Annotated in this window: 17 protein-coding genes; 5 read left to right on the forward strand and 12 right to left on the reverse strand. The window is 44.6% G+C overall.

The window, feature by feature from the left end; translation table 11 throughout:
* Position 1: 1 nt before the first annotated feature.
* From ppx to HJG39_RS11475, 3 genes are all read left to right on the forward strand, one after another.
* On the forward strand, positions 2–1,540 hold the full coding sequence (gene ppx, locus HJG39_RS11465) for an exopolyphosphatase (protein ID WP_268409308.1): 1,539 nt from the start codon (positions 2–4) through the stop codon (positions 1,538–1,540).
* Between the two features lie 578 nt (positions 1,541–2,118).
* Positions 2,119–4,761 carry a TonB-dependent receptor plug domain-containing protein gene (locus tag HJG39_RS11470; RefSeq protein WP_268409310.1) on the forward strand — a complete coding sequence of 881 codons (2,643 nt, stop codon included), beginning with the start codon at positions 2,119–2,121 and terminating at the stop codon, positions 4,759–4,761.
* A gap of 173 nt (positions 4,762–4,934) precedes the next feature.
* Positions 4,935–5,513, forward strand: a complete 579-nt coding sequence (locus HJG39_RS11475) for an RNA polymerase sigma factor (RefSeq protein ID WP_268409312.1) — start codon at positions 4,935–4,937, stop codon at positions 5,511–5,513.
* A gap of 290 nt (positions 5,514–5,803) precedes the next feature.
* Here HJG39_RS11475 and HJG39_RS11480 read toward each other — a convergent pair whose 3' ends face one another.
* From HJG39_RS11480 to phoB, 12 genes are all read right to left on the reverse strand, one after another.
* On the reverse strand, positions 5,804–7,129 hold the full coding sequence (locus HJG39_RS11480) for a tetratricopeptide repeat protein (protein ID WP_268409313.1): 1,326 nt from the start codon (positions 7,127–7,129) through the stop codon (positions 5,804–5,806).
* 6 nt (positions 7,130–7,135) lie between these two features.
* On the reverse strand, positions 7,136–7,744 hold the full coding sequence (locus HJG39_RS11485; RefSeq protein WP_268409315.1) for an energy transducer TonB: 609 nt from the start codon (positions 7,742–7,744) through the stop codon (positions 7,136–7,138).
* Positions 7,745–7,746: 2 nt separating this feature from the next.
* Positions 7,747–8,154: an ExbD/TolR family protein gene (locus HJG39_RS11490; RefSeq protein WP_268409316.1), complete on the reverse strand. Its 408-nt coding sequence runs from the start codon at positions 8,152–8,154 to the stop codon at positions 7,747–7,749.
* Between the two features lie 68 nt (positions 8,155–8,222).
* On the reverse strand, positions 8,223–8,753 hold the full coding sequence (locus HJG39_RS11495) for a MotA/TolQ/ExbB proton channel family protein (protein WP_268409318.1): 531 nt from the start codon (positions 8,751–8,753) through the stop codon (positions 8,223–8,225).
* 17 nt (positions 8,754–8,770) lie between these two features.
* Positions 8,771–10,135 carry a MotA/TolQ/ExbB proton channel family protein gene (locus tag HJG39_RS11500; RefSeq protein ID WP_268409320.1) on the reverse strand — a complete coding sequence of 455 codons (1,365 nt, stop codon included), beginning with the start codon at positions 10,133–10,135 and terminating at the stop codon, positions 8,771–8,773.
* A 12-nt stretch (positions 10,136–10,147) separates the two neighbouring features.
* Positions 10,148–10,918 (reverse strand): DUF3450 domain-containing protein, encoded by a 771-nt coding sequence (locus HJG39_RS11505; RefSeq protein ID WP_268409322.1) that lies wholly within the window; start codon positions 10,916–10,918, stop codon positions 10,148–10,150.
* Positions 10,919–11,215: 297 nt separating this feature from the next.
* Positions 11,216–13,858, reverse strand: coding sequence for a TonB-dependent receptor domain-containing protein (locus HJG39_RS11510; protein ID WP_268409324.1), 2,643 nt, complete (start codon positions 13,856–13,858; stop codon positions 11,216–11,218).
* Positions 13,859–13,965: 107 nt separating this feature from the next.
* Entirely contained in the window at positions 13,966–16,707 is a 2,742-nt protein-coding gene (locus HJG39_RS11515; protein WP_268409326.1) for a hypothetical protein, read from the reverse strand.
* A gap of 159 nt (positions 16,708–16,866) precedes the next feature.
* On the reverse strand, positions 16,867–17,685 hold the full coding sequence (locus HJG39_RS11520) for a prolyl hydroxylase family protein (protein ID WP_268409328.1): 819 nt from the start codon (positions 17,683–17,685) through the stop codon (positions 16,867–16,869).
* Between the two features lie 16 nt (positions 17,686–17,701).
* On the reverse strand, positions 17,702–18,682 hold the full coding sequence (locus HJG39_RS11525; protein WP_268409330.1) for a PstS family phosphate ABC transporter substrate-binding protein: 981 nt from the start codon (positions 18,680–18,682) through the stop codon (positions 17,702–17,704).
* Position 18,683: 1 nt separating this feature from the next.
* Positions 18,684–19,988: a phosphate regulon sensor histidine kinase PhoR gene (gene phoR / locus HJG39_RS11530; protein WP_268409332.1), complete on the reverse strand. Its 1,305-nt coding sequence runs from the start codon at positions 19,986–19,988 to the stop codon at positions 18,684–18,686.
* A 126-nt stretch (positions 19,989–20,114) separates the two neighbouring features.
* The gene (gene phoB, locus HJG39_RS11535) at positions 20,115–20,804 is read right to left on the reverse strand and encodes a phosphate regulon transcriptional regulator PhoB (RefSeq protein WP_268409333.1); all 690 of its coding nucleotides are present in this window, start codon (positions 20,802–20,804) and stop codon (positions 20,115–20,117) included.
* Positions 20,805–21,199: 395 nt separating this feature from the next.
* On the opposite strand from phoB, the gene HJG39_RS11540 reads away from it, so the two are divergent.
* Both HJG39_RS11540 and rdgC read left to right on the forward strand, forming a co-directional pair.
* On the forward strand, positions 21,200–22,951 hold the full coding sequence (locus HJG39_RS11540; protein WP_268409334.1) for a sensor histidine kinase: 1,752 nt from the start codon (positions 21,200–21,202) through the stop codon (positions 22,949–22,951).
* Between the two features lie 99 nt (positions 22,952–23,050).
* Positions 23,051–23,956: a recombination-associated protein RdgC gene (rdgC, locus tag HJG39_RS11545; protein WP_268409336.1), complete on the forward strand. Its 906-nt coding sequence runs from the start codon at positions 23,051–23,053 to the stop codon at positions 23,954–23,956.
* Positions 23,957–24,005 lie beyond the last annotated feature (49 nt).

A 24,005-nucleotide genomic window follows, 5' to 3' on the forward strand; every position in this document is an offset into this window, starting at 1 on the left:
TATGACTGAATTCGAAAATGCCCTAGAAAGCGTACCGAGCCGCGAGATTTCCAAAGTAGCGGCTCTAGACATAGGCTCTAATAGTTTTCACCTTGTTATTGCGCGAATCGTTGCGGGTTCCGTACAAATCCTGCATCGGGTTAAACAAAAAGTAAGGCTTGCGGACGGACTCACTGAAAATAACCAGCTCAGCGAAGAAGCCATTCAACGTGGTTTAAGCGCGCTAGAAGCGTGCAAAGAAAGCATGCAAGGCTTTGAGCCAGACACCGTTCGTATTGTTGCTACTCACACGTTACGACTTGCCAAAAATGCGCGAGAATTTATCAACGCCGCTAGAGCAATCCTTCCCTATCCGGTCGAAATTATTTCAGGCGTGGAAGAAGCTAGGCTCATTTATCAAGGCGTGGCCCACACTCTGGTCTCTGAAGGAAAACGCTTAGTCATTGATATAGGCGGCGGCTCTACAGAGTTTATTATTGGCGAAGGTTTTGAACCTATTCTCACCCGTAGCGTACAAATGGGCTGTGTAAATTACACCAACCAATTTTTTTCCAGCGGAGAATTAACCGACGCGAGCTTTGCCTCGGCAATATTAGCGGCGCAGCAACATATTGAACTGCTCACCGATAAATATTGTGCGCTCGGCTGGACCCACGCCTTCGGCAGTTCCGGCACCATCCGCACTATCGCGTCTTTGCAAGCCGAGGTAATGGAAAATAGTGAGGGTGAACATCTTCCTGACATAACCCGCGAAGGCTTAGAGGAACTCATTAAACGCTGTTGCGAATATAAAAAGATAAAGAAATTAGGATTTGAGCAACTCAGTGATGACAGAAAACCCGTTTTAGCCGCAGGACTGGCCATCTTGATGGGGATTTTCAAAAGCCTGAAACTTAAGTCGCTAACATACTCACCCGCCGCTTTGCGTGAAGGCGTCATTTATGAAATGGAAGAGCGCTTACAACACCACGATATTCGCCAACGCACAGCACATAGCATTGCAACTCGCTATGACGTCGACACAGAACAAGCTATTCGTGTACTCAACACCACAAGGTATTTGTACGAGCAATGCAAATCACCGTGGGACATCAAAAACGCCGAATTGAAAAGTTTGTTAGGCTGGGCTTCGTTATTACATGAAGTAGGGCTGCAAATTAACTCGAGAAGTGTGCAAAAGCATTCTGCTTACATTCTCAGAAATGCAGACTTACCGGGCTTTAATCAAGAACAACAGGCTCTTCTAGCGACCCTGGTAGCTTGTCACAGAAAGAAAATTCGTTCAGAAGAAATTCCACATTTTCAACAATTCAGTAAAGACGAAACGTACAAACTTATCGCACTATTACGCATAGGCGTTTTACTTAATCTACATCGGCAGGATGATTTCTTACCTGAATTTCAGTGCCAAGCAAAAGCGGAAGCATTAACCTTACACTTTCCAAAAGATTGGTTATCCGATTCTGGTCTGCTTGCTGCCAACCTTGAAACCGAAGCGCAACGTTTAAAGAGCATCGATATTCAATTGTTTTTGAACTAGCACTGTTCCCTCCATGAGCAGTGTATAGTGTATCTTTATCGATTCAATTTCCTTCAATTACTCAATCTCGTTATTTTGCGCTTCAGCGATTACTTTTCGCAAATTAACGCTCTAAAGACTATTGTTTACCTTCTCTATATACACTGTTTTTAACGTTATTTTTCTAGTCTCTGCTGCTTTCTCGAGAGCGCCCACATTTCGACCGTTTCTATCCGTTCAGAAATGTGAAGTAAAATAATCACTATTGTCAGATAAAAAATAAATATTACAAATACTGAAGAATACTAGATTAAATATCCTAATGAACATTCTAATCGATGTTTTTTGGACTAAAACGTTTTAATGACCATATAAAATGAAAACGGTTCACTTTTTTTACCAACTCATTAAAAAATCGTTGTTTTTTGTTAGCGTTAAAACTATAAAGATCACCTGTCCAAATGAGAGTTTGGGCAGACACCAAGGAATTCACAAAAAATGCCGAGAAATTTCTTTCTTGCTAAACGCCCAAATGGCGAGATGATCTTTTCATCAAAGCGGCTAGAAAATTAAGTAATGAAAACCATTGGGGACACACAATGAAAATGCAACTATCAAGATTGTCTAAAGGCATTCGACTGGTCACTGCTGCCTCTTTAACAGCATCCATGACCTTAGCGCTTCCAGCAATGGCACAAGAGCCTAGTGCGGAAGATAACTCTGTGGAGAAAATTGCTGTTGTTGGTACACGTTCAGCACCAAGATCAATTGGTGACTCACCTGTACCTGTAGACATCATCTCAGAGGAAGAGTTCCGTAACCAAGGTTCTACCGATTTAGTATCCATGATGCAGTCGGCGGTTCCTTCTTTTAACGTTAATGATCAACCTATCAACGATGCTTCAACGCTGGTTCGCCCTGCCAACTTACGTGGTATGGCTTCCGACCACACGTTAGTATTGGTCAACGGCAAGCGTCGTCACCGTTCAGCCGTTATCACCTTCTTAGGTGGTGGCTTGTCTGACGGTGCCCAAGGCCCTGATATTTCAACTATCCCTTCTATTGCACTTAAGCAAGTTGAAGTGCTTCGTGATGGTGCTGCGGCACAATATGGTTCAGATGCCATCGCGGGTGTTGTTAACTTCGTATTGAAAGATGACGCAGAAGGTGGTTCTTTCGAAGCACGCTACGGCTCTTACTATGAAGGTGACGGCGATACTCAACAGTATTCAGGTAATATCGGTTTACCTTTTACTAACAACGGTTTCGCTAACTTCAGTTTTGAGTATCGCGAAGCCGATGACACGGTGCGCTCTGTGCAACGTGATGACGCCGCTGACTTAATTGCTGGTGGCAACCAATTCGTTAGCGACCCAGCTCAAATATGGGGTAATCCAAAAGTTGACGATGACATTAAGTTTTTCGCTAACCTTGGTTTAGAACTTAACAACAACAGCGAAGCTTACTTATTTGGTAACTATGCAACTCGCGACGTTGATGGTGGTTTCTACTATCGTAACCCTCACACACGTGGTGGTGTATATGACGGTGGATTCTTATCCGAAGACACAAATGGCGATGGTGTTGTTAGCGAAGGCGAAGGCTCAGCATTGTTACTTGTTGGCGACTTAGATGGCGTTGGTACTGGTGTAGAATGTCCGTTTGTTCGTATTACAGATAACAACGTGCTGGACGATGCAGATTACGGCCTAATTTCTGACGGCTCTACTGCCGTTGGTCAAAACTGTTTTGCATTTAACGAATTATTCCCTGGCGGCTTCACACCTCGTTTCGGCGGTACAGTTGAAGATATGTCATTAGTATTCGGTACACGAGGTGTGCTAGATAACGAAGTGTCTTACGACATCAGTTTCTCATTCGGTGAGAACGAAGTTGATTTTTCAATCCGTAACACCGTAAACCCATCTTTAGGTCCAAATACGCCAACTGAATTTAGCCCTGGTCGCTATACTCAGGAAGAAAAAAGCTTCAACTTAGACCTATCAAAACCATTTGATGTAGGGCTTTCTGAGCCACTATTCCTAGCCGGTGGTTTCGAATATCGTCGTGAATCGTACGAGTCAGTTGCTGGCGATCCGCAGTCTTATGAGGTTGGTCCATTAGCTTCTCAAGGTTTCGGTATCGGCTCAAACGGCTTCCCTGGACTAAGTGCTCGCTTCCAAGGCGATAACTCTCGTCGCAGTTATGCTTTCTATCTAGACTCTGAAATTTACATTGCGGAAAACTTCCTACTAGGCGCAGCAATTCGTTATGAAGACTTCTCAGACTTTGGTAACACAACCAAAGGTAAATTGTCCGCACACTGGCAGTTAACTGATAGCTATGCATTGCGTGGGGCTTACTCAACGGGCTTTAAAGCACCGACCATTGGTCAGAGTAATGTACGTAACGTAACAACGGCATTTAGCCCTACAGGCTTAGTTGACCGCGCCACGTTACCGCCTACCGATCCTATTGCGATTCAAAAAGGTGCTACGCCGCTTGAACCAGAAGAATCCACTAACTGGAGTCTTGGTTTCGTAGCGGAATTCGATAGCGGCTTATTCGTGACTGTCGATTACTTCAACATTGAACTAGAAGACCGTATCAGTACCACATCAGGTATTCGCTTAACGCAAGAAGATATTGATACGTTACTAGCCAATGGCGTAACGGATGCTTCCAGCTTTGGCGAAGTAAGCTTCTTTACCAACGACTTTACCACCACAACCGAAGGTGTAGACGTTGTAGCCAACTACAACATGGAAATGTTTGGTGGTGATACTCGCTTCGCACTTGCCTACAACTGGACAAACACTGAAGTTGATGAAGTTAAAACGTTTGAAGTGAATGGCGAAACCGTCAGAAACATCTCTGACGAGCGTATTCGTATGTTGGAGGATAACCTACCACCAGTGCGTTACAGCTTAACAGCGAACCACACAAACGGTGACTGGCGCTTCTTAACGCGCGTTAACTACTTCGGTAGCATTTTCGAAGATCACTTGGATTCAGCCCTACCAATCGACAAAATTGGTTCTGAATTTACTGTTGATTTAGAAGTTGGCTACACCTTCAACGACAGCCTAACGTTTGTTGTTGGTGCGAAGAACGCATTTGATGAAGAGCCGGATCGCAATGAACTATATGACACAGAAGTGGCTGGTTCATTGTACCCAACAACTTCACCGATTGGCATTAACGGTGGCTTCTATTATGTTAGAGGCATTTACACCTTCTAACTTAAAAACGATTTGAAAAGGGGCGAAAGCCCCTTTTTTTTACCTCAAACCTCACAAACAAATTTACTGACGCCGCTTTTTTCTATACCTTACCTATATCCATTTATTTTACCTATTGTGTAAATTGCTTCTCTGTGATTAAACTAAGGTTCCGCAACCTCAATAAATACGTTATGGCTAAAAAATCAGAACTAGTGGATGTGTTTCTGAACTACCGCACTCAATTAAGAAGAGCGGTAAGCGGTATTGTTAAAAGCGACGATATTGATGATATAGTGCAGGAAACATTCATTAAAAGTTACGAAGCTGACTTAAAACAAAAAATTGAATTCGAGCGTACTTATATGTTGAGAACCGCTCGTAACCTTGCAATAAACCATGTTTCCAAAGCGTCTGAACGTAGCAACATCTCCATGGAAGATTGTCACGAATACGACACAAACTTGATGGGAACACAATTAGAAACGCTTTTTGAAAGCAAAGAAAGATTCTTCCATTTTTGCCGTGCAACCGACATGCTTTCCAATGAAGTGAAAAGAGTCTTCATACTTAAGAAAGTTTACGGAATGAGCCAAAAAGAAATTGCAGCGCATATCGGCATTAGTGAAAGCATGGTTGAAAAGCACGTCGCTAAAGGGCTACAAAAATGCTCCAATATCTTAGAACGGTTAAATTTGCTATCATCTAAGCGACAACGCAAAGCCTCAAAAAACCCAAATTGTACCGAGGCAACACCTATACCAACGCCATAAACCCAAAACAACATGAACAATAGCTCATTAATAGAGACTAAAGAAAAGATACGAGAATTAGCGAGCTTATGGATAAGCAGGATGGATAGAGGGTTGAGTCAAGAAGAACAACTCGCTTTGGATAAATGGTTAAATGAATCAGAAACTCACACACAAGAGCTGATAAATCTTGCCGTACTATGGGACAACCTAAGTTCATTAAGCCGGTTCCGATAATGCCCCTCTTTGCACCCTATTAAAAAACCGCCTTTCAGCGGTTTTTTGTTCTATCCGTCACCAGCAAGCTGAACCTAGGAAGAAAGCTCTGCTTCTAAACGTGCCTGCGTTTGCTTTTCGCCGTTAACAAACTGCTTCCACTGCTGCGCCATTTTCCTACTGGATTTATGCTTTTCTGCTTCTGCCAGTGCGTTTAGCGCGGCGTTGTATTCTTTCTTATTGTACAACGCCATACCAATCACCAAATGCGATACACCGGGATTACGCAACCCTCCTTTATCAAGGGCTTTTTGCGCGCGAACAATGGCTTGGTCCCACTTCTCTTCATTTAAGAAGATTTGGCTAAGTTGTGCATCTAGCTCTCCATCAACAGACAGGTCCGCCGCCGACAACATTACAGGTACGGCTTTCTCACTTTCCTTCGCCGCAGCCCAGCACTGAGACAAGAAGCGTAAATTACGTAAGTTCTTATCAAGCTTGCCACTATCCATTGCGTCCACCATTAAACGAGCGGCTTTGTAAGGCACTTGGTGATAGTAATAAAGCTGAGCGAGGTTAAACATGTCCGACCCCGTTTCAATAAAGCCTTGCTGATACGCCGACTCCATTACCGCAAGCTGCTTCTTCTCTTCACCAATTTCGCCATACATGCCACCTAACTGAATCCAGTATTTAGGTTCATTGTAGTGACGCACTAGTTTTACTAAAATCTCAGTCACCTTTTTAGGCTGCTTTAGCTCGTAATAAATGGCGCGTTGTAAAATGTACCAGTTTTCTTCGGCGACACCTCTTTCAGGGTCCGCTTCAACCAGTTCAACGGCTTTATTAATATGTGCTAACGCTTCCTTATAGTCCTTTTGTTGGTAACGTGCTTGCGCTTTTAGCAGATAATTCTTAGGTGGAATATCGCCCGCGTTAATGGATTCCCAGCGCTCAAGATACTCAATGCTCTTATCATAGTTGCCACGCATCAAGTTAAGCTGCGACAAACTAAACAATGTGCTTTGTTCAAACGACTCTGGGATCGGCTGCTGTTCAACTACCAACGCAAAAGAGTCGATGGCTTTATCGTAATCTTCTGCGTTGTAGTAAATAAAACCATAGAAGTTATACATCATGGCTTTTTCGTAGCTGTTCATCGATGCGCTTTTGTCTTTGACTTTATTCAGTACATCAATCGCCGCGGCAGTATCACCTCCGTCTCCTAATTTTTGTGCTCGAGCTAACTGCTCATACACTCGAGCCCGCAGAGCAGGCGTGCGACGCACTTTGCGCTTTGGCTTTGCGTCTTCTTCCTGAGCGAAAGCGTATCCTGCATCCCCTAAAGGAATTACTGCTGGGGAAATAGATAGCGCCAACACCGCGCTAACCACTGACATTGCCGGTAATAGGAATTTCATTTCTGATTAACCTCCCATCTCAAACACAATACGGTTTTGGACACCCGACACATCTGTTGGCTCACCATTCACCACCCGCGGCTTATATTTGAACTTCAAAGCTGCATCAATTGCTGCTCGCTCAAAAATGCCTTCGGGATTGGCTTCAACCACAAAAGGATCTTTTACTGAGCCCTGTTTGCTTACGGTAAATTCTACAATGACGTAACCTTCAATTCCGCGCTGTTGCGCACGTCGAGGATACACAGGGGCAACTTTAACGATAGGCAGATACTCGCCATCGCCGGACTCAAGAGCCAAGCCACCATCCAATGAGACATCCGCGCCAACATCGGCAGAAAAGTCGACCGAGTTGCCTTCTGAGTTAGGTGATGCAGAATCGAGCTGAGGTTGATTCATTTGTGGTGGCGGCTCTTTCGGTGGAGGCGGCTTACGCGGTTTACGTTCTTTCTTCTGAACCGCTTCTTCCTTCTTCACGCGAACAAAATCCAGCACACTGCCTCTCGGTGGATCGGTCAATGCGCTATCACCACTTTTGATCAACGACTGCATTACATAAAAGAGTGCTAGGGTAATCCCTAAACTTAACACTAACGCAATCAATATACGGACCATAATTACTGCTCTGCTGCTGCGATTGAAACATCGTAGGCACCGGCTGCACGAGACGCATCCATTACCTTAATTAGCGTGTTAACATCGGCTTTCTTATCCGCTTGAATCACCACAGAACCTTGTGGGTTTTCTGCTTTCAAACGCTCGATGTTAGCCTGAACCGCGCGCTGGTCGATTTTACGCTTGTTGATCCAAATTTCGCCTTTATCTGAAATCGCCACCAAAATAGTTGCTCTTGGTTTTGATACGGCGGTAGACGCTTCTGGCCGGTTAACATCAATACCCGCTTCTTTTACAAATGAGGCGGTTACAATGAAGAAGATCAACATGATGAATACAACGTCCAACATTGGCGTCATATCAATGGTTGCTTCCTCTTCTTCCATCAGGTTTTGAAAATGCTGTTTCATTTTGTATCACCTACCCTTTTGGGTGTATGGCTCGCCTAGCGCAATGCAGGCGAGGAAATAAACTGTGCTTAACTTTCTCTGTCTAATTGCAGCGCATCTTCTAAATGCATGCGTTCAGACTTACTGGTACGTGTTAACCATGTTGAGGCAAACACGCCGGACAAAGCGCCGACCATTCCCGCCATCGTTGGGACAGTCGCTTTTGACACACCTGCCGCCATTGAGCGCGCATTGCCTGACCCTGAAATCGCCATGACATCAAATACTTCTATCATGCCGGTCACAGTTCCCATCAACCCCAGCAGCGGACAAAGCGCCACCATCGCTTGAATAACAGGAATCGAATTTTTCAGTTGTAAGTCCAGTCGAGAGATAAACAGTTGACGAATTTGCTCTGCGTTCCAAGAGCTTCTGTCTTTGCGGGCGTACCAGTTGGCAATCGTTTGCTCTTTCAGCTTGCGATGCCATACAAAAAAGTACATTGCCCGCTCTAAAATGAGTAACCACATGATGAAGATTAAGACACCGATGGCCAGTAGTACCTGACCACCTGTTTCGGTAAAATCTCGTATGGCTTCTAAAAACTCAATGAAGAACATGGCTTTTCTCCTTCGGCTTACGCGTTTTGCTCAGCACGTTCGGCGATAACTCCAGCAGATTGTTCTTGTAAGATGCCAACAATAGCTTTACTACGTGTGCTTAATAAGGCGTACAACAAGGTAGTAGGTATAGCCACAACCAAGCCAAGTACGGTTGTTACCAAGGCAGTTGAAATACCACCCGCCATTAATTTCGGGTCGCCCGTACCAAACAAGGTAATCGCTTGGAAGGTTTTGATCATCCCCGTTACCGTACCTAATAAGCCCATCAACGGCGCAACAACAGAGATGATTTTCACCACGGTGAGAGAGCGCGTGAGTTTTGGCATTTCGCCTAAAATGGCTTCGGTTAAATGTAGCTCTAATGCTTCTACGTCGGCTTCTGGGTGCTTGTCACGCACTTGCATAACTCGGCCAAGCGGGTTGTCTGATGTAAAAGTAGTTGATTTTAACTGACGGTCTACTTTGAGCTTGATAAGTGTCAGCGAGATTAAACGCTCAAGAGCTAATAACAAGCCAATTGCGCCCACTGCTAGGATGATGTAACCCACTGTGCCGCCTTGCTCTACACGCTCTTGCAATGTTGGAGCTTGTACCAACAAACCAAGAATGGAGCCACCTGTTGGGTCTAAGCCAAATTTTACAAACTCGCCGTTAGACGCTTGTAACTCAGCCGCGCTGTCGCCGTAGCGAGCCGCAGGTTGACGAATCAATTCAGCAATCGTACCTGTTGCGCCGTTGAAGTCGAGGTATTTACCATCGGCAACCAAAGCGAATGGACCAACACGAACAATGTCTTTTTGAACCTTGTTACCACCCGCTTCTACTACGTCAGTTGTGAATCGAGAGATTTTGCCGGATTCGGTCATTTCACGTTGAATTTCAAACCAAACGCGCTCAATTTCTTCAATTGAAGCCAGCTTTGAACTTGTTCCCATTGACTGTGCAAGCTCATCTAGGAATACATCACGTCCGGGTAATTCTGCGGAAATTAATGAATTGTGGAATTTGTTTTTAGTGTCGCCAGATACTTGCTGAAGCACACCAAACAATTCTTTTAATGAACCCAAGCGCTTGGTTAACGACTCATTTAAGTCGGCAATTTTGAACTCATTTTCTTCGAATTGCGTTTCCAAACGCTCACTACGATTTAATTCGTTGTTACGCGTTTGTGCCGCTTCTGCCAACATGCGATCTTGCTCGGAAACCTTCTGAGCAAACTCTTTTTCGCGTGCTGCGTTTTGTTTATTTTGCTGGTATTGACCTTCTTCCAATTGCTTAAGCAAGCTATCAAGGTCTAGGGCGGTGTTTTCTGCCATTGCGCTTGTTGTGACAACCGCACCAAACACTGTCGCTGTAATTAATTTAAACAAGTTTTTCATGATGCTGGTTCCTTACTCGGTAATCGCCACAGGCAACGTCAACAAATCTGGGGCCATTTGCTTCTTCGCCATACGTAAGCCTTTAGTGACTTGCGTACGATAGCTAGAAGAAAGCTCTTCCCACTGTTTGGTTTGTTTGTTCCAAACACCTTGTTTGCTGGCATCACGAGTTTGATAAAGCAAAATAGTGCGACCAACACGCAAGAAGTCGACTTCACGCTCTTGGCCTTCAACGGTTAACAAACCTGAGTAAGCTTCCATTGAACGCCCATAATCCATCTCAACTTGGTAGGCTTCCATCACACGACGGAATTTTTCAGACACAGAGACATCGGCGCGATCCATCATGTCGCGTAAATCCGCAATACGCTTGCTGCGTTCTTCTGGTAAGAAAGGTATGTCTAACGAAACGAATTGCGCTAAACCGTCGATCATTCGCAACATTAAAGGCGTGATTTGTCTTTCGATGACACTGACTTCATCAATTGACTTGTTAAGGTCTGCCATTTCTTGAACTTGGTTGCGGATTTGCTTTTCAAGCTGACCGTTATAAACGCGCAAACCATCGGTTTCTTTGTTGATGGTTTTAAACTTCTGGATCTTACTTTCGATAGTATCCGTTAACCCGTTGATTTTTTGTTGTGAGCTTGCGGCGGATTCGTTGATCTTTGACGCAGCTTTAACAACAGGCTTCAGATACCCATCTTCTTGTGCGATCCCTGTATTCGCAAACGCTAAGCTAGCAGCGAGTACAGCAACTGGGAATGTCTTGGAAAGCTTCATATACCTTACCCTAAACGTGATGTTTACATGGCAGAACGCCTAAAATTTCTGGGCGCAGTTTAGGGGGGCTCTGTGACAGTTTTATTACATTTAGATAAGCAGTTAGTGAAAACTCAAGAGCCTTAACTTATAGGCCTTTGAGCGCAAGCGCTATAGCGAATATTACACTTTTGTGTCAAATACAAAGCCCTGCGAAAATTGCAGGGCTTGTGATATGTGAAGGGATTCTGGTCAACGCCTTTCGTTAAAGAAAGTCTTGAACCGTTATGCCGATTTTAAGCCTTTCGCAATTGCGGTTTAGAATTGGCGTTTGTAAGACACACTGAATCCAATACCGCGCGTTTCAGAACGTAAAGTCACGCCTTCGAATTGCAATTCTTTATCTTCATCAAGAATATTTTGCACCTTAAACTTCAACGTAGAATTGAAATCGGGGTAGTAGGTGTAAACCAAATCTAATGAATGGAACGGTTGCTCAAAGCTGTCATCGAAAAAGTCGATGCCCGGTATGATAATACGCTCACCAAACACGTTATACACCAATGAAGCAGAGTGGTTGCCATCGTCAGAATCGTAACCTACGTTCATGTTCAATACGTATTCAGAGTGACCTGTTAAGCGACGCTCTAAGTTAGTGATAGAAGCAGAAACACCGGTTTGCTCAACAATGTTTTGTCTGTCTAAAGTAATTTCAGAATCGCTTAAGGTTAAGTTACCGCTAACAAACAAGTTATCCCAAATACCGTCATTGCTGATAAAGGTTAAATCCTGTAAGAATTCCACTTCCACACCATACACTTCACCGGTTTCTGCGTTCGCGATACGCACTAATGGCGGGCCATCCTGTGCTGGAGACTGAACCGATTCGATGGGGTCTATCATATCCTTGTAGAATAAAGCCACAGATAAGTTGTTACCTGTATCGGAGTACCATTCCCAACGAATATCGTAGTTTTTAATAGACGTGGTTCTTAGGCCCGGCGTTCCCCCGACTGGGAAGTCGGTCAATGGGTCGATATACGTAGCCGCAGACACTTCACGAATATCCGGGCGCACAACAGTTTCACCATAGCCAAAACGCAACTGCATTTCTGGGTTGATGGTGTACGTTAACGCCAATGATGGGTAGAAGTCGTCTTCCACAAATACCAAGCTTTCTAATTCGCCGTCTGCAACATCAAATTGATTGGTGCGCGGATCGAACGGCGCAACCGCTTGACGATAGTCTTCCCAACGTACACCACCACTGAATCGCCACTTATTGTTAAAGAACAAATCGGCTTCAAAGTAATACGCATCAATTTTCTGGCCTGAAGCGTAATCATCGCCGGGGATTGTGGTATCGGTTAGCAATGGCACAGTAGAAAGTTCTGCGTTATCAAGGAACGAATCACTGAAAATATCACCGAAACGATGGCCTTCTAGGTCAGATGAATTTGCGATACCACGGGTGTTGACGTCGAAGCGGCGGTTTTCCGCTTTACGTGATTTGGTGACAAAATCAGCACCGACTTTAAACTCCATTTCCCAGTTTTCGATTGAAACAGGGTAGTTAAGATTCCAGCCGTAGTTTTCAACACGGTCGTGCAATACTTGGAATTGATAACGCGCAGCAGTACGCGCATTAGTCAACGAGCTTTCGTTAACGCGATCGTAAATGCCATCTAGGTTTTCATCATCAAGTAAGAAACGCACGGTAACATTACCCGGCGCTCGACGGCTTGAGCGGCCTAGCGAGTAGTACCAGTCAAATCCGGCAAAATTGAAATCGGTAAAAGTGTGTTGACCGCGCACTTGGTTGGTAAATAACTGACGTTCTTCGTAAACCACTTCGTATTCACGAATTCGTTGGTTATCAATCAACTGAATATTATTGGTATTACCAATTTTGTCTTTTAGACGATCATTAGTATCGTTAAGAGCAACGGTACTGAAATCGATGCGGTGATGGCGCTTGTAATCGATACCAAAGTTCGCCATGCCTGACCATTTAACCGAATGTTCGGTGTTATCAACTTCATCGAAGAAACGCACTAAAACGATTTCATCACCGTTACGTTGTGGTTGCTCACCTAAATATTCTTCGGAAACCGTCCAAGTATTATCGTAACCACCCGCAATCAGAAAGCCATAACGAATGTCGTCATTGAAATCAAAACGGTTACCCGCTGAAAAGCCAAAGCCGTAATCTGGGTCAACGCTTTGCAATTCTGGATCGTAGTTACGGTTCACATCTTTTAAAATGCTTCTTGCCTCTTCAACCGACACGTTATCTAAAAACTGTAAGCTGTCCCAACGATCAACGATGGACTGTGGCGCAGCGCGTGTGCCATCATCTTCACCGTTAAAATCACTGCCGCCGTCATATTGAATCGCGTCACCGAAGTTATCGGAATTACCACCTAACTTTGCGCTCAAATTAAAAACGAAGTCATCTGGGATGGTTTTCAAGCGAATATCAACGTTACCGCCACCAAATGCCGCAGGCATGGAGGGTGAGTAAGATTTTTGAACCGATAAGCTTTCGATAATGTCGGACGGGAATAAATCCAACGGAATAACCGAGCGTGTCGGGTCAGGACTTGGTACAGAACTGCCATTTAATTGGGTACTTGAATAACGCTCACCCAGTCCACGAACGTAAATAAATTTTCCATCAACCAATGTTAAACCAGTTACACGACGCAAGGCTGCTGCCGCATCGCTGTCACCCGTACGAGAGATTTGCTCAGCGCCTAAAATATCTGCAACAAACGCTTGTTCTTTACGTTCTTGCAAAACCGCCGTTGCGCTGCCTTTTAGTCTTGTACCTACTGCGACAACTTCTTCAAGAATTTGGTCTTCCTCTTGCGCCTGCAAAGCCACAGGTTGAGAGCCTATGCCTGCAATAATGGCCAAAGTAATCTTAGCGAGAGGGTACCTTTTCACACGCGTAGTCATTTGTTACCTCATGAGAAATCGAATACTAAAAATTTCAGGCGCTTTTTACGACAAGTGCGCTGCAACCGCAACGCACTTTTGTCTTTTATTTGAAAGCGCTCTGAGGCTTACTCAAGACCGACTGTCCAACCAGCTGTCCAGTTATTACCCGCTTCAACCGCACCAACGAAGGTTACGTCGTCGAAGAAAGTGTCGCCAGAGAAGTCTTTCGCTGTGCCTTGATAAATGGTGAAGATACCGTCTAACACTGCGGCGCGATCTGCGGCGACAGCATTGTTAGTTTGGGTATTCAAGAACCAGCTTTCTAGGTCAACTGCGCCCGTTGCATTCTTGAAGTTTTCGCCGTTTTCACAGGCGATAACAGAGTTAGTGAAAGTAATCGTACCGTCACCTAAGTTCGCTTGGCTTTCTGCAATGTTTTCCACTTCGAAACATTCACCCATGCCCGCAGGACCCGTAATCACGAAGTTAGCGAGTTGTGCGCCTGTACCTTCACGAAGGTAAACACCCTCTGAATCGTCTTCACCGTCGAAGTTGTTACCAATGATAGTCATGTTGGCAATTGACGGGTTAGATTGAGGTTGAATGTCTGGTGTTGAGCCATCGTTATCCGCTTCGATAGCACGGTTTGCATCAGAGTCATCAGATGCTTGCTTAACCAATACGTATTGCAATTTACCTTGGAAACCGTTGTCCCAATCTACGCTGTCGTCTTGGTTATCCGTTAATACGATGTATTTCGCGTTCACGTTACCGCCGAAGAACTCAATACCGTCATCCGCGTTTTGGTGAACTTGAATGTACTCAACCGTTGTGCCTGAGCCAACACCACCAAAGGTGATACCGTTAAGTTCGTTGTCTGGTGCAATTTCAAAACCTGCATGCTTAACGCGAACATAGCGAAGCACACCGGAGTTATCGTCGGTAGCTGTACCGCCGAATACCGCGCCTTCTTCTACACCTTCAACTTGGAGCGCGCAGTCAGAGCCATCAACCGGACACTTGTTAGAAGGGGCATTGCCCAGTAACACGATGCCGCCCCATTGACCTGCTGCCGTTACATCACCGGTGATGTCTTGGCTAGAAGTGAAGGTAATGGGGTTGGAAGCGGTGCCTTCTGCGTTGATTTTTGAATCACGGCTAACCACTAAGTAATCGTTACCAGAACGACCAAATACCGTTACCCCCGGTTCAATAGTTAAGGTTGCACTGTCAGCTTTATCGCCACCGACAAATACCGCACCAGAAAGTGCATAGTGGTTGCCGGCTGTTAACGTCATATCGGAGGTAATGCGACCAGAAATTTGACACGTTGTTACGCCAGCAACTGGAGAGATTGCGGTTGTGCCAGTCGGACAACCTGCAACAGGTGCCGCAGCAGTTACTTCACCACCGCCAAAGCCAAATGCCCAACCTTGACGCCAATCGTCTGAACCAACTGCACCAATGAAGTCTGTTACATCGAAGAAGCCGTCAACTTGAGATGCGTCGGTACCTGTACCTAACAATGGAGAACCTGCAAGTGGTGCACCGTCGTTACCTAACATCACTGCGGTAGAAATCGAGTTGCCTGTTTGTGTGTTTAAGAACCAATCTTCTAGGTCAACCGCGCCACTCGCATTTTTAAAGTTTTCGCCGTTGCTACACGCGATAACAGAGTTAGCAATAGTGATAGTGCCATCAGCAAGGTTTGCTTGGCTTTCTGCGATGTTTTCAACTTCTAAACATTCGCCCATTTCAGAAGGACCAGTAATCACCATGTTATAGATTTGCGCACCCGTACCTTCACGTAGGTAAACACCCTCTGAATCGTCTTCACCGTCAAAGTTGTTACCAATAATGGTCAGGTTTGAAATGAATGGATTTGATTGAGGCTCGATGTCCGGCGTAGAACCGTCGTTATCCGCTTCAATACCACGGTTAGCGTCGCCTGCGTTTTTGTCGTGCTCAATATAAACGTATTGCATTTTACCGCGGAAACCGTTATCCCAGTCTACGCTGTCGTCTTGGTTGCCAGTTAACACGAGGTGTTTCGCTTGAACGTTGCCGCCGAAGAATTCAACGCCATCGTCTGCGTTAGCGTGAACTTGGATGTAATCAACGTTGGTACCTGAACCAACACCACCGAATGTAATACCGTTTAATTCGTTATCTGGTGCAATTTCAAAACCGGCGAATTTCACTACAACATAGTTAAGTGAGCCCGAGCTGTCAGTGTCGTCTGTACCACCGAATACCGCGCCTTCTTCAACGCCTTCAACTTGAAGCGCGCAGTCAGACCCGTCAACAGGGCATTTATTTGATGGCGCATTACCTAAAAGCACTAAACCGCCCCATTGGCCTGCTGCCGTGGCATCACCTACCACGTCTTGTAAAGAAGTCATGATGATGGGGTCGTTTGCAGTCCCTACCGCTTCAATTTTTGAATCACGGCTAACCACTAAGTAATCGTTACCTGATTGACCGAAAACAACGGTCCCTTCTTCAACAGTCAGCGTGGCGCTGTCTGCTTTGTCGTTACCAACAAATACCGCACCCGAAATCGCATACATTGCGTCGTTGCTAAGCACCGTGTCTTCAGTAATACGACCAGAAATAACTTGAACTGTTACCGTTTGACCTAACGCACTGGATACGGCTTGGCTTAAGCCTGCATTAAACTCACCCGGTAAATCCGGTGTTGTAGGAGTCGTTGGCGTTGTCGGTGTTGTTGGAGTCGTTGGCGTAGCTGGAGGATTCGTTACACTGTTATCGATGTCACCTTCGTTGATATTAACATCGCCACCACAGCCAGCTAATGCAAGTGCTGCCGTAAGCGCAGAAATTTTAAATACGTTTTTAAATTCCATTAGTGTGCTCCAATTCGGAATTTTAGATTGTGAGAAAATTCTGGCGCAAAGCCTATCGGACAACTGTGACACATTTGTTACAAGCGAAACCTGTCACAAATGTTTAATAGATATACATCGGATTTAGCCCAAAGAATCCGCTATGGAGGGGGAAAAAAGTTACTGATTGAAGGTGCGAAACCACTTGGTGATCACGTATTTTTCGCCATTTTTTACCGGATGAGCATGATGTATGGTCATGGGATTGACCGTGCCATTCGGCAGCAAATTATTCCACACGAGAGCCGTACCTTGTTCCGGCTTCACCGCATGATTTAATGCAATAAACTCAGTTTCGCCGCCTAACTCAACGCGGTTCAAATAAATCATGCAAGTCCATGTGCGTTGGCCTCGAACAGTAGCATGCTGACGAAACGCCTCTGTGCCGGGTTCAAAATAGTCAGTATGTGCTTTGAACTCTTGCCCAAGTTGATAACGCTGCGCTTGCATCACCTCGGTTTCGCCGATACCAAGCTGTAGCAAAGACACAATTTTTTGCTCCACAGCGCCAACAATGGGTGCATCCAAAAACGTTAAATTACAGGTAGTGGAAGTACGATGAGACGCATACCCAGACTCTGCGGCAATCGTCGAAGGCGTAAACCGATTGTCGGTGGCACGAATAATTGCATTACACTCATCTGCGCTTAAAAAGTCTGGGAAAGAGTACAGCTGGATTTGATGCCCCACACCTAACGCCTTGCCAATGTCGCGATATTCAAATGCCGCGTTATTTAAAAATGCCGGTTTAGATAACTTAAGATAAAAATCATCATTCAACGGACTTTTTACCGACGCAGGTAAATTGCTCCCCAGCACCGCTTTTGCATCTTCAAAACGAAAGCCATTTTGCATTAATGTCGATAGAATTTCGGTTGCAGAGGTGCCATTTAACAACGCCTTGAGTACCCAGTTTTTCCATTGCACCGGTAAAGCCATAATCGAATCAACACCTTTATCGCCGCAGCAAATTCAACTGACGTTTAACAGTCACTTCAGGAACACTCACGTACCCGCCCTGCCTAACCAAAGACTGCCCTTCATCAGATAAAATAAAGCGAAGAAATTCATTGGTGATAAACGGAAGCGGCTCTTGTGGTGCTTTATTGATAATCAAAAATAAGGTTCGCGACAGTGGGTATTCCCCGCTGGCAATGCTTTCTGAGGAGGGTGGAATATATGTATCGCCACTGGATTTAATGGGCAACACCTTCACACCCGAATAAGTATATCCAAAAGCTGCATACCCCAAACCGCCGGGTGAAAATGCGACAGACTGAATAATGGATGCCGAGCTTGGCATTTCATTCACATTGGCTTTGAAGTCGCCACGACACAAAGCGAGTTGTTTGAATAACCCATAAGTACCGGATACCGAATTTCGTCCAAAGAGCTTCATTGGCAAGCTCTTTTGCTTGTTATCACCGATTTGCTGCCAGTTGGTGATATTTTGGTTAGCCCCGCAATAGCGGGTCATCGAAAAAATAGCATCCACTTCTTGTAACGACAAACCTGTTACGGGGTTATCCAGCGACGTAAACAGCGTAATGGCATCCAAAGCTACTGTTAAGCGCTTTGGAGCATAACCAAACTTACGCCTGAAATATTCGACTTCACTTGCCTTTAATTCCCGGCTCATGGTGCCAATATTGGCCACCCCTTCTGTTAACGCTGTAGGTGCCGTTGCCGACCCCGTTGCTTGCATTTGAACATTAACATGGGGATAAATTTGCCGAAAATGTTGTGACCAAAGTGCCACCAACCCAGCCATCGTATCGGAACCAACAACGGTAACAGTTCCTGCTACACCCGCTTGTTTTTGATAAGGCGCCGCAGTCACCGCGCCACCGCCCCAAATGCTGAGCATCAACATCCAACCCACTCGCTTGAGTAAGCAACGTGGAAGTGTGAAACGAAGGTAAGATGGCCACTGCATGTTAGTCACGATTTACTGTCATATCTGCTTTGAAAACAAAAGAAAACTCACTGCCTTCACTCACGCGACTGGCAATGTCTAATTTCGAATTATGGTGTGATAATACATGCTTCACGATGGATAAACCTAATCCTGAGCCGCCGGTTTTTCTTGAACGTGCCTTATCCACTCGGTAAAAACGTTCGGTTAAGCGATTTAAATGTTCAGGGGCAATACCGTCGCCATTATCACGCACAGAAAAACGCGCACCATCGGGCAGATTATGCCAATCAACAACGATTTCACCGCCATTTGGTGTGTAATTAATGGCATTAAAAATAAGATTGGAAAATGCACTGCGTAGTTCCGTTTCCACACCTAACACAAGCAAGTTATTATCAATATTAAAACGAATTGTGTGCTGCTTGGTTTTATTGAGCGATAGGGTTTCAGTTTCGATCGCCTTTAACAACTTGGGTACGTCCACGGTTTTCTCGTAAACACGTTCAGAACTGGCCTCAATACGTGATAGCGTTAACAGCTCCTCTACTAAGTTCTGCATTCTCGTTGCTTGCGAGGCCATTTCGCTATGAGCTTTGCTCAGCAGTGCAGGCGGCATATCTACTTGGCCTTTAAACATTTCTAAATACCCAGTTAATACTGTTAACGGGGTACGTAATTCATGAGAAACATTAGCGACAAAATCTTTACGCATTTGCTCTAACTGGGAAATTTGAGTGACGTCACGAGCAATAAACAAGTAATGATTTTCACCATAAGGCATAACTCGGTACTCGAAGGTTTTGTCAACATTGGTCGGAGAAGGAATTTCCACTGGACGCTCGAAATTCCCCGCGTTAAAGAAAGCAACAAATTTAGGGTGACGGATAAGGTTATCTAAACGCCGCCCAGAATCTTCCGGCCACTTTAACCCAAGCTCTAAACGCGCTAATCGGTTACACCAGAAAATGTGTCCTTGATCATCTACCACAACCACCGCATCGGGCAGAGCCTCGGAGCCTTCTCGAAAACGACGGATAAGCAGACCCAATTGCTTACGTTTATTTCGCGCACGACGCTGGGAGTAATAAATGCCATCATAGATATTACCAAGCACGCCTTTAGCATGAGGAGGCGTCATTTTTTTGCTATACCACAACCAACGATTTAACTGAAATAATCGCCAATAATTGGTAACAACCAGTGCCGTCATAAACCCAGCCCAAGCAAGCAGAGTATTATCAAAATAAGCACCAATCATGAGCACTAACAGCAGCAACGCCGCTAATTTGGCAATGTTTTTAAACCAAGAAAATGGGTAGTACACGAGTAAAGTCGCCCCCTTGGAGCTTAAATGCAACAACCTATTTGTGCACAAGTGGATAAAAAAGTGAGGCTTATCTCAGTGATTTTTTATCGGTCATTGCAGAATAAAACCAATAGACAGAATAGATTACATTTTCGCAGAAAAACGGTATCCCGCACCACGAACGGTTTGTATCATATTTTCGTGCCCATTGCCCGAAATGGCCTTGCGTAAACGTCGAATATGAACGTCTACGGTACGATCTTCCACGTAAACGTTTGTTCCCCACACATGGTCCAATAACTGCTCTCGACTGTATACGCGGTCTAAGTGTGTCATAAAAAAGTGGAGTAATTTAAATTCGGTTGGCCCCAGTTTAAGATGGTTATCATTAGATGAAACACGATGAGAAACAGGGTCAAGAATCAAGCCATTAATATTAATGGGTTCATCTGCCGATGTGGGTGAAGCACGGCGCATCACGGCCTTTATTCGCGCGATAAGTTCTTTTGGAGAGAAAGGCTTAGTGACATAATCATCCGCTCCCGATTCTAACCCGCGCACCTTATCTTCTTCTTCACCTCTGGCGGTCAACATGATAATGGGGATGTCTCGAGTATGTTCGTGCAACTTCAACTTCTTCGCGAGTTGCACACCTGAGCCGCCCGGCATCATCCAATCTAATAAGATTAAATCTGGATAAGGTTCCTTTACCTTCTCCAGTGCGACATCAAAATCTTCAGCTTCAATCACTTCAAAATCGGATTGTTCTAATACAAACTTCACCATATCACGGATAGGTGATTCGTCTTCAACAACAAGAATACGCTTCGACATGAGATAACCCAGTAGTCCTAAAAATTCGCGGCAATTATTTGTCTAAAATATGACATTTTCATGAAATGTCTGAAAACTTTAGCCTAGTCATTGTAAGCTAAATCGCGTACATTTTTGTTTGTAATTTTGATTTTGGCCCGTCGAGCAGCATCCTCATTAGACTAAATAACGATGTCATTTGAGCAAATAGATTTCGACACGCTTATAAAATCAGCTTTACAATTAACGATTAGAAATTCCACGCATTAACATTAATGGTATACATTTCTTCAAGATAAGAAGTATTCGGAGTTGTTCCTGCCATCGCTCACTTGAACCGTTCAATAAGCAGTATAAACAATGGTTTACGAGTAAATAGCTGGCACAGACAGCGTCATAATAATAAGGGTTCTTTAATGTCTAAAGTCAAAACCGGGCTATCCACCAAACTGCTTACCCGGGTTTTATCGGTTTACTTTATCCTGACGCTGCTGGTAACTGCTGGTCAAATTCTGACGGAATATCTGAATGCAAAAAAGCATATTGTCGATGAGCTACAAACGTTAAAAAACACGTTTAGCGTCAGCTTAACCCGAGCCATTTGGGAGCTTAATACCCCACAAGCTAAATCAATTGCCGAAGGTTTAATGGAATTACCCATTGTTGAAGGGGTGCAAATTCGCGATGAAAACGGCAGCTATATTGCCAATTTAGGAACAACTTCACTTCTAGAAATTCCCCCTGTTAACACGGGTGTACGCCATGAACATGAAGGAGGCACCTTTGGTTTCACGTTCCCGCTTATTTTTGAATTTTCTGGGCGCACTTCGAATGTGGGCGACGTTACCCTCTATTCCAGTTTTGAAATTATCTTTTCACGAATTGAAGTAGGCATTTATTTTTTAATCAGTAATGCCATCTTAAAAACCGGTTTTTTGGTTTTTTTATTCCTCAATGCATTTCGCACGATGCTGACCGACCCTTTGTCCGAGCTCACACGACAGATGAATGAATTCGACATTGAGCGACTTGAGCAATCTAAACTAGTGGTGAAAATAGGCGAGAAAAACGAGTTGTATGTTTTACGAGATGCGTACAATGATTTGGTTGATGACCTCATCGATTTTCAAAGTCGGCTTGGAGGGGCGCAATCAGAGTTGCGCGATGCCAACCGCAAATTAGACGAACAAAACTTGATGCTCGAACAGGAAGTGGCCAGAAAAACAGCGACTCTCAGCCGAATCATGCTGGACTTAGAACAACAGCGTGATGAACTCATTGATAAACAATATGCGCTGAAAAAAGAAAATGAAAACCGCCGCCAAATTGAAACGCGCTTGCTTGAGAAAAACAAAGAATTAGCTGACTCAATGGAAACGCTACGCCTAGCTCAAGATCAACTTGTAGAGTCAGAAAGAATGGCCTCTTTAGGCGGCTTGGTGGCCGGCATTGCCCATGATGTGAATACCCCGATTGGTGTGGGTGTGACCGCTGCGAGTATTTTGCAAGAAAGACTACAAAAGCTCCAAAGTGACTTTGATAATAAACAACTCACAAACAAAGCCATGGCTAACTTTCTGGAAGATACCAGTAAAACAACTAATCTGTTAATGAATAATTTAAATCGCGCCTCCAACCTCATTGCCAGCTTTAAGCAAGTCTCGGTTGACCAAACCAGCGAAGCGATTCGAAACATCAATTTGCTAGAATACGTGAACGAAATCATTCACTCCTTAGCGCCCAGATTAAAGAAAACCGAGCATAAAGTGAACGTGAATTGTCGGGACGACATTACCGTATGTTGTGCTCCCGGCGCGATTGCACAAATCATCACCAATATGATGATGAATTCCCTGATCCACGGCTTTGAACATGTAACAAGAGGCACTATTACCATCGACATTTATCAAAAAGATGATGACATTTGTATCGATTACAAAGATGACGGTAAGGGTTTAAACGCAGAAATGTTAGAAAGGCATTTCGACGCCTTTTTCACCACTAAACGCGGTAAAGGGGGGAGCGGCCTAGGCACACATATTATGTATAACTTGGTCACGCAAACACTTAACGGGGAAATCACAGTGGAAAGCCGAGAAGGCGAAGGCGTTGCGTATCATATTAAATTCCCAAATCATAATATGAATGATGCATTCTGCTCGGAATAACTGGTTTGAGGCGTCACTTCCTGATAACCTCGCCCACCTAATTTTCGCACGTCATTCTTGCGCCTTTCAACACTCCGGTATCTAAGGGAAACAGCATTCATGTGGTTTAAGAATTTAAAAATTTACCGACTCACAGAAACCCTCAATCTTGATGAATCACAACTTCAAGATTTACTTACAGAAAACAGCTTCCGCCCTTGCGGCAGCCAAGAACTGGCAAGCATGGGATGGACCAATCCACTCGGTCAAGGCGAAGCCTTATATCACTCTGCGAATGGTAATTTCTGGTTCACCTTACGCAAACAAGAGCGCATATTGCCTGCGTCAGTTGTTAATGCAGAACTGGAAGACAAAGTAAACGAAATTGAATCCAGCACCGGCAATCCTGTTGGCAAAAAAGCCAAGCAAGATTTAAAGCAAGAAATCGTACATAAACTTTTGCCACAAGCCTTCACTAAAATTGGCGACACTCACGGCTTTGTTTGCTCGTCTGCCAATCTCATTATGATTGATGCCTCTGCCGACGGTAAAGCCGAGACCTACCTTGCGGTTTTGCGTAAAACACTAGGCTCATTGCCTGTTGTGCCGCTTTCCAAACGCAGCATCGCCGAAGAGCTTACCGATTGGTTGGTGTCCGATAGCTGGCCGCGCGACATCGAGTTATTAGAAGAAGGCGAATTGAAAGACCCAGCAGAAAGCGGCGGCATTATTCGTTGTAAAAACCAAGATTTATTCGCTGACGAGATCAAAGCGCATTTAGACGCTGGCAAACAGCTTCATAAAGTGGAAATTAGCTGGAAGGAAACCCTGACCTGCATTATCCAAGAAGATGCGTCAGTTAAACGTATTAAATTTTCCGACATGATGCGCGAAGAAAACGACGATATTCCACCTGAAGAATTATCCGCCCGCGCCGACGCCGATTTTGCGCTTATGGCTGGTGAACTGGTGAAACTCGCTGAGTGGATTGACGAAACCTTTAATTTAAAGGAATCGGGGATTTAAACCCCCCAAGTTAACAGAAAAGGCTACCTAAGGTAGCCTTTGTTATTTA

The sequence above is a fragment of the Alteromonas sp. a30 genome, assembly GCF_026788005.1.
Classification (GTDB): Bacteria; Pseudomonadota; Gammaproteobacteria; order Enterobacterales; family Alteromonadaceae; genus Paraneptunicella.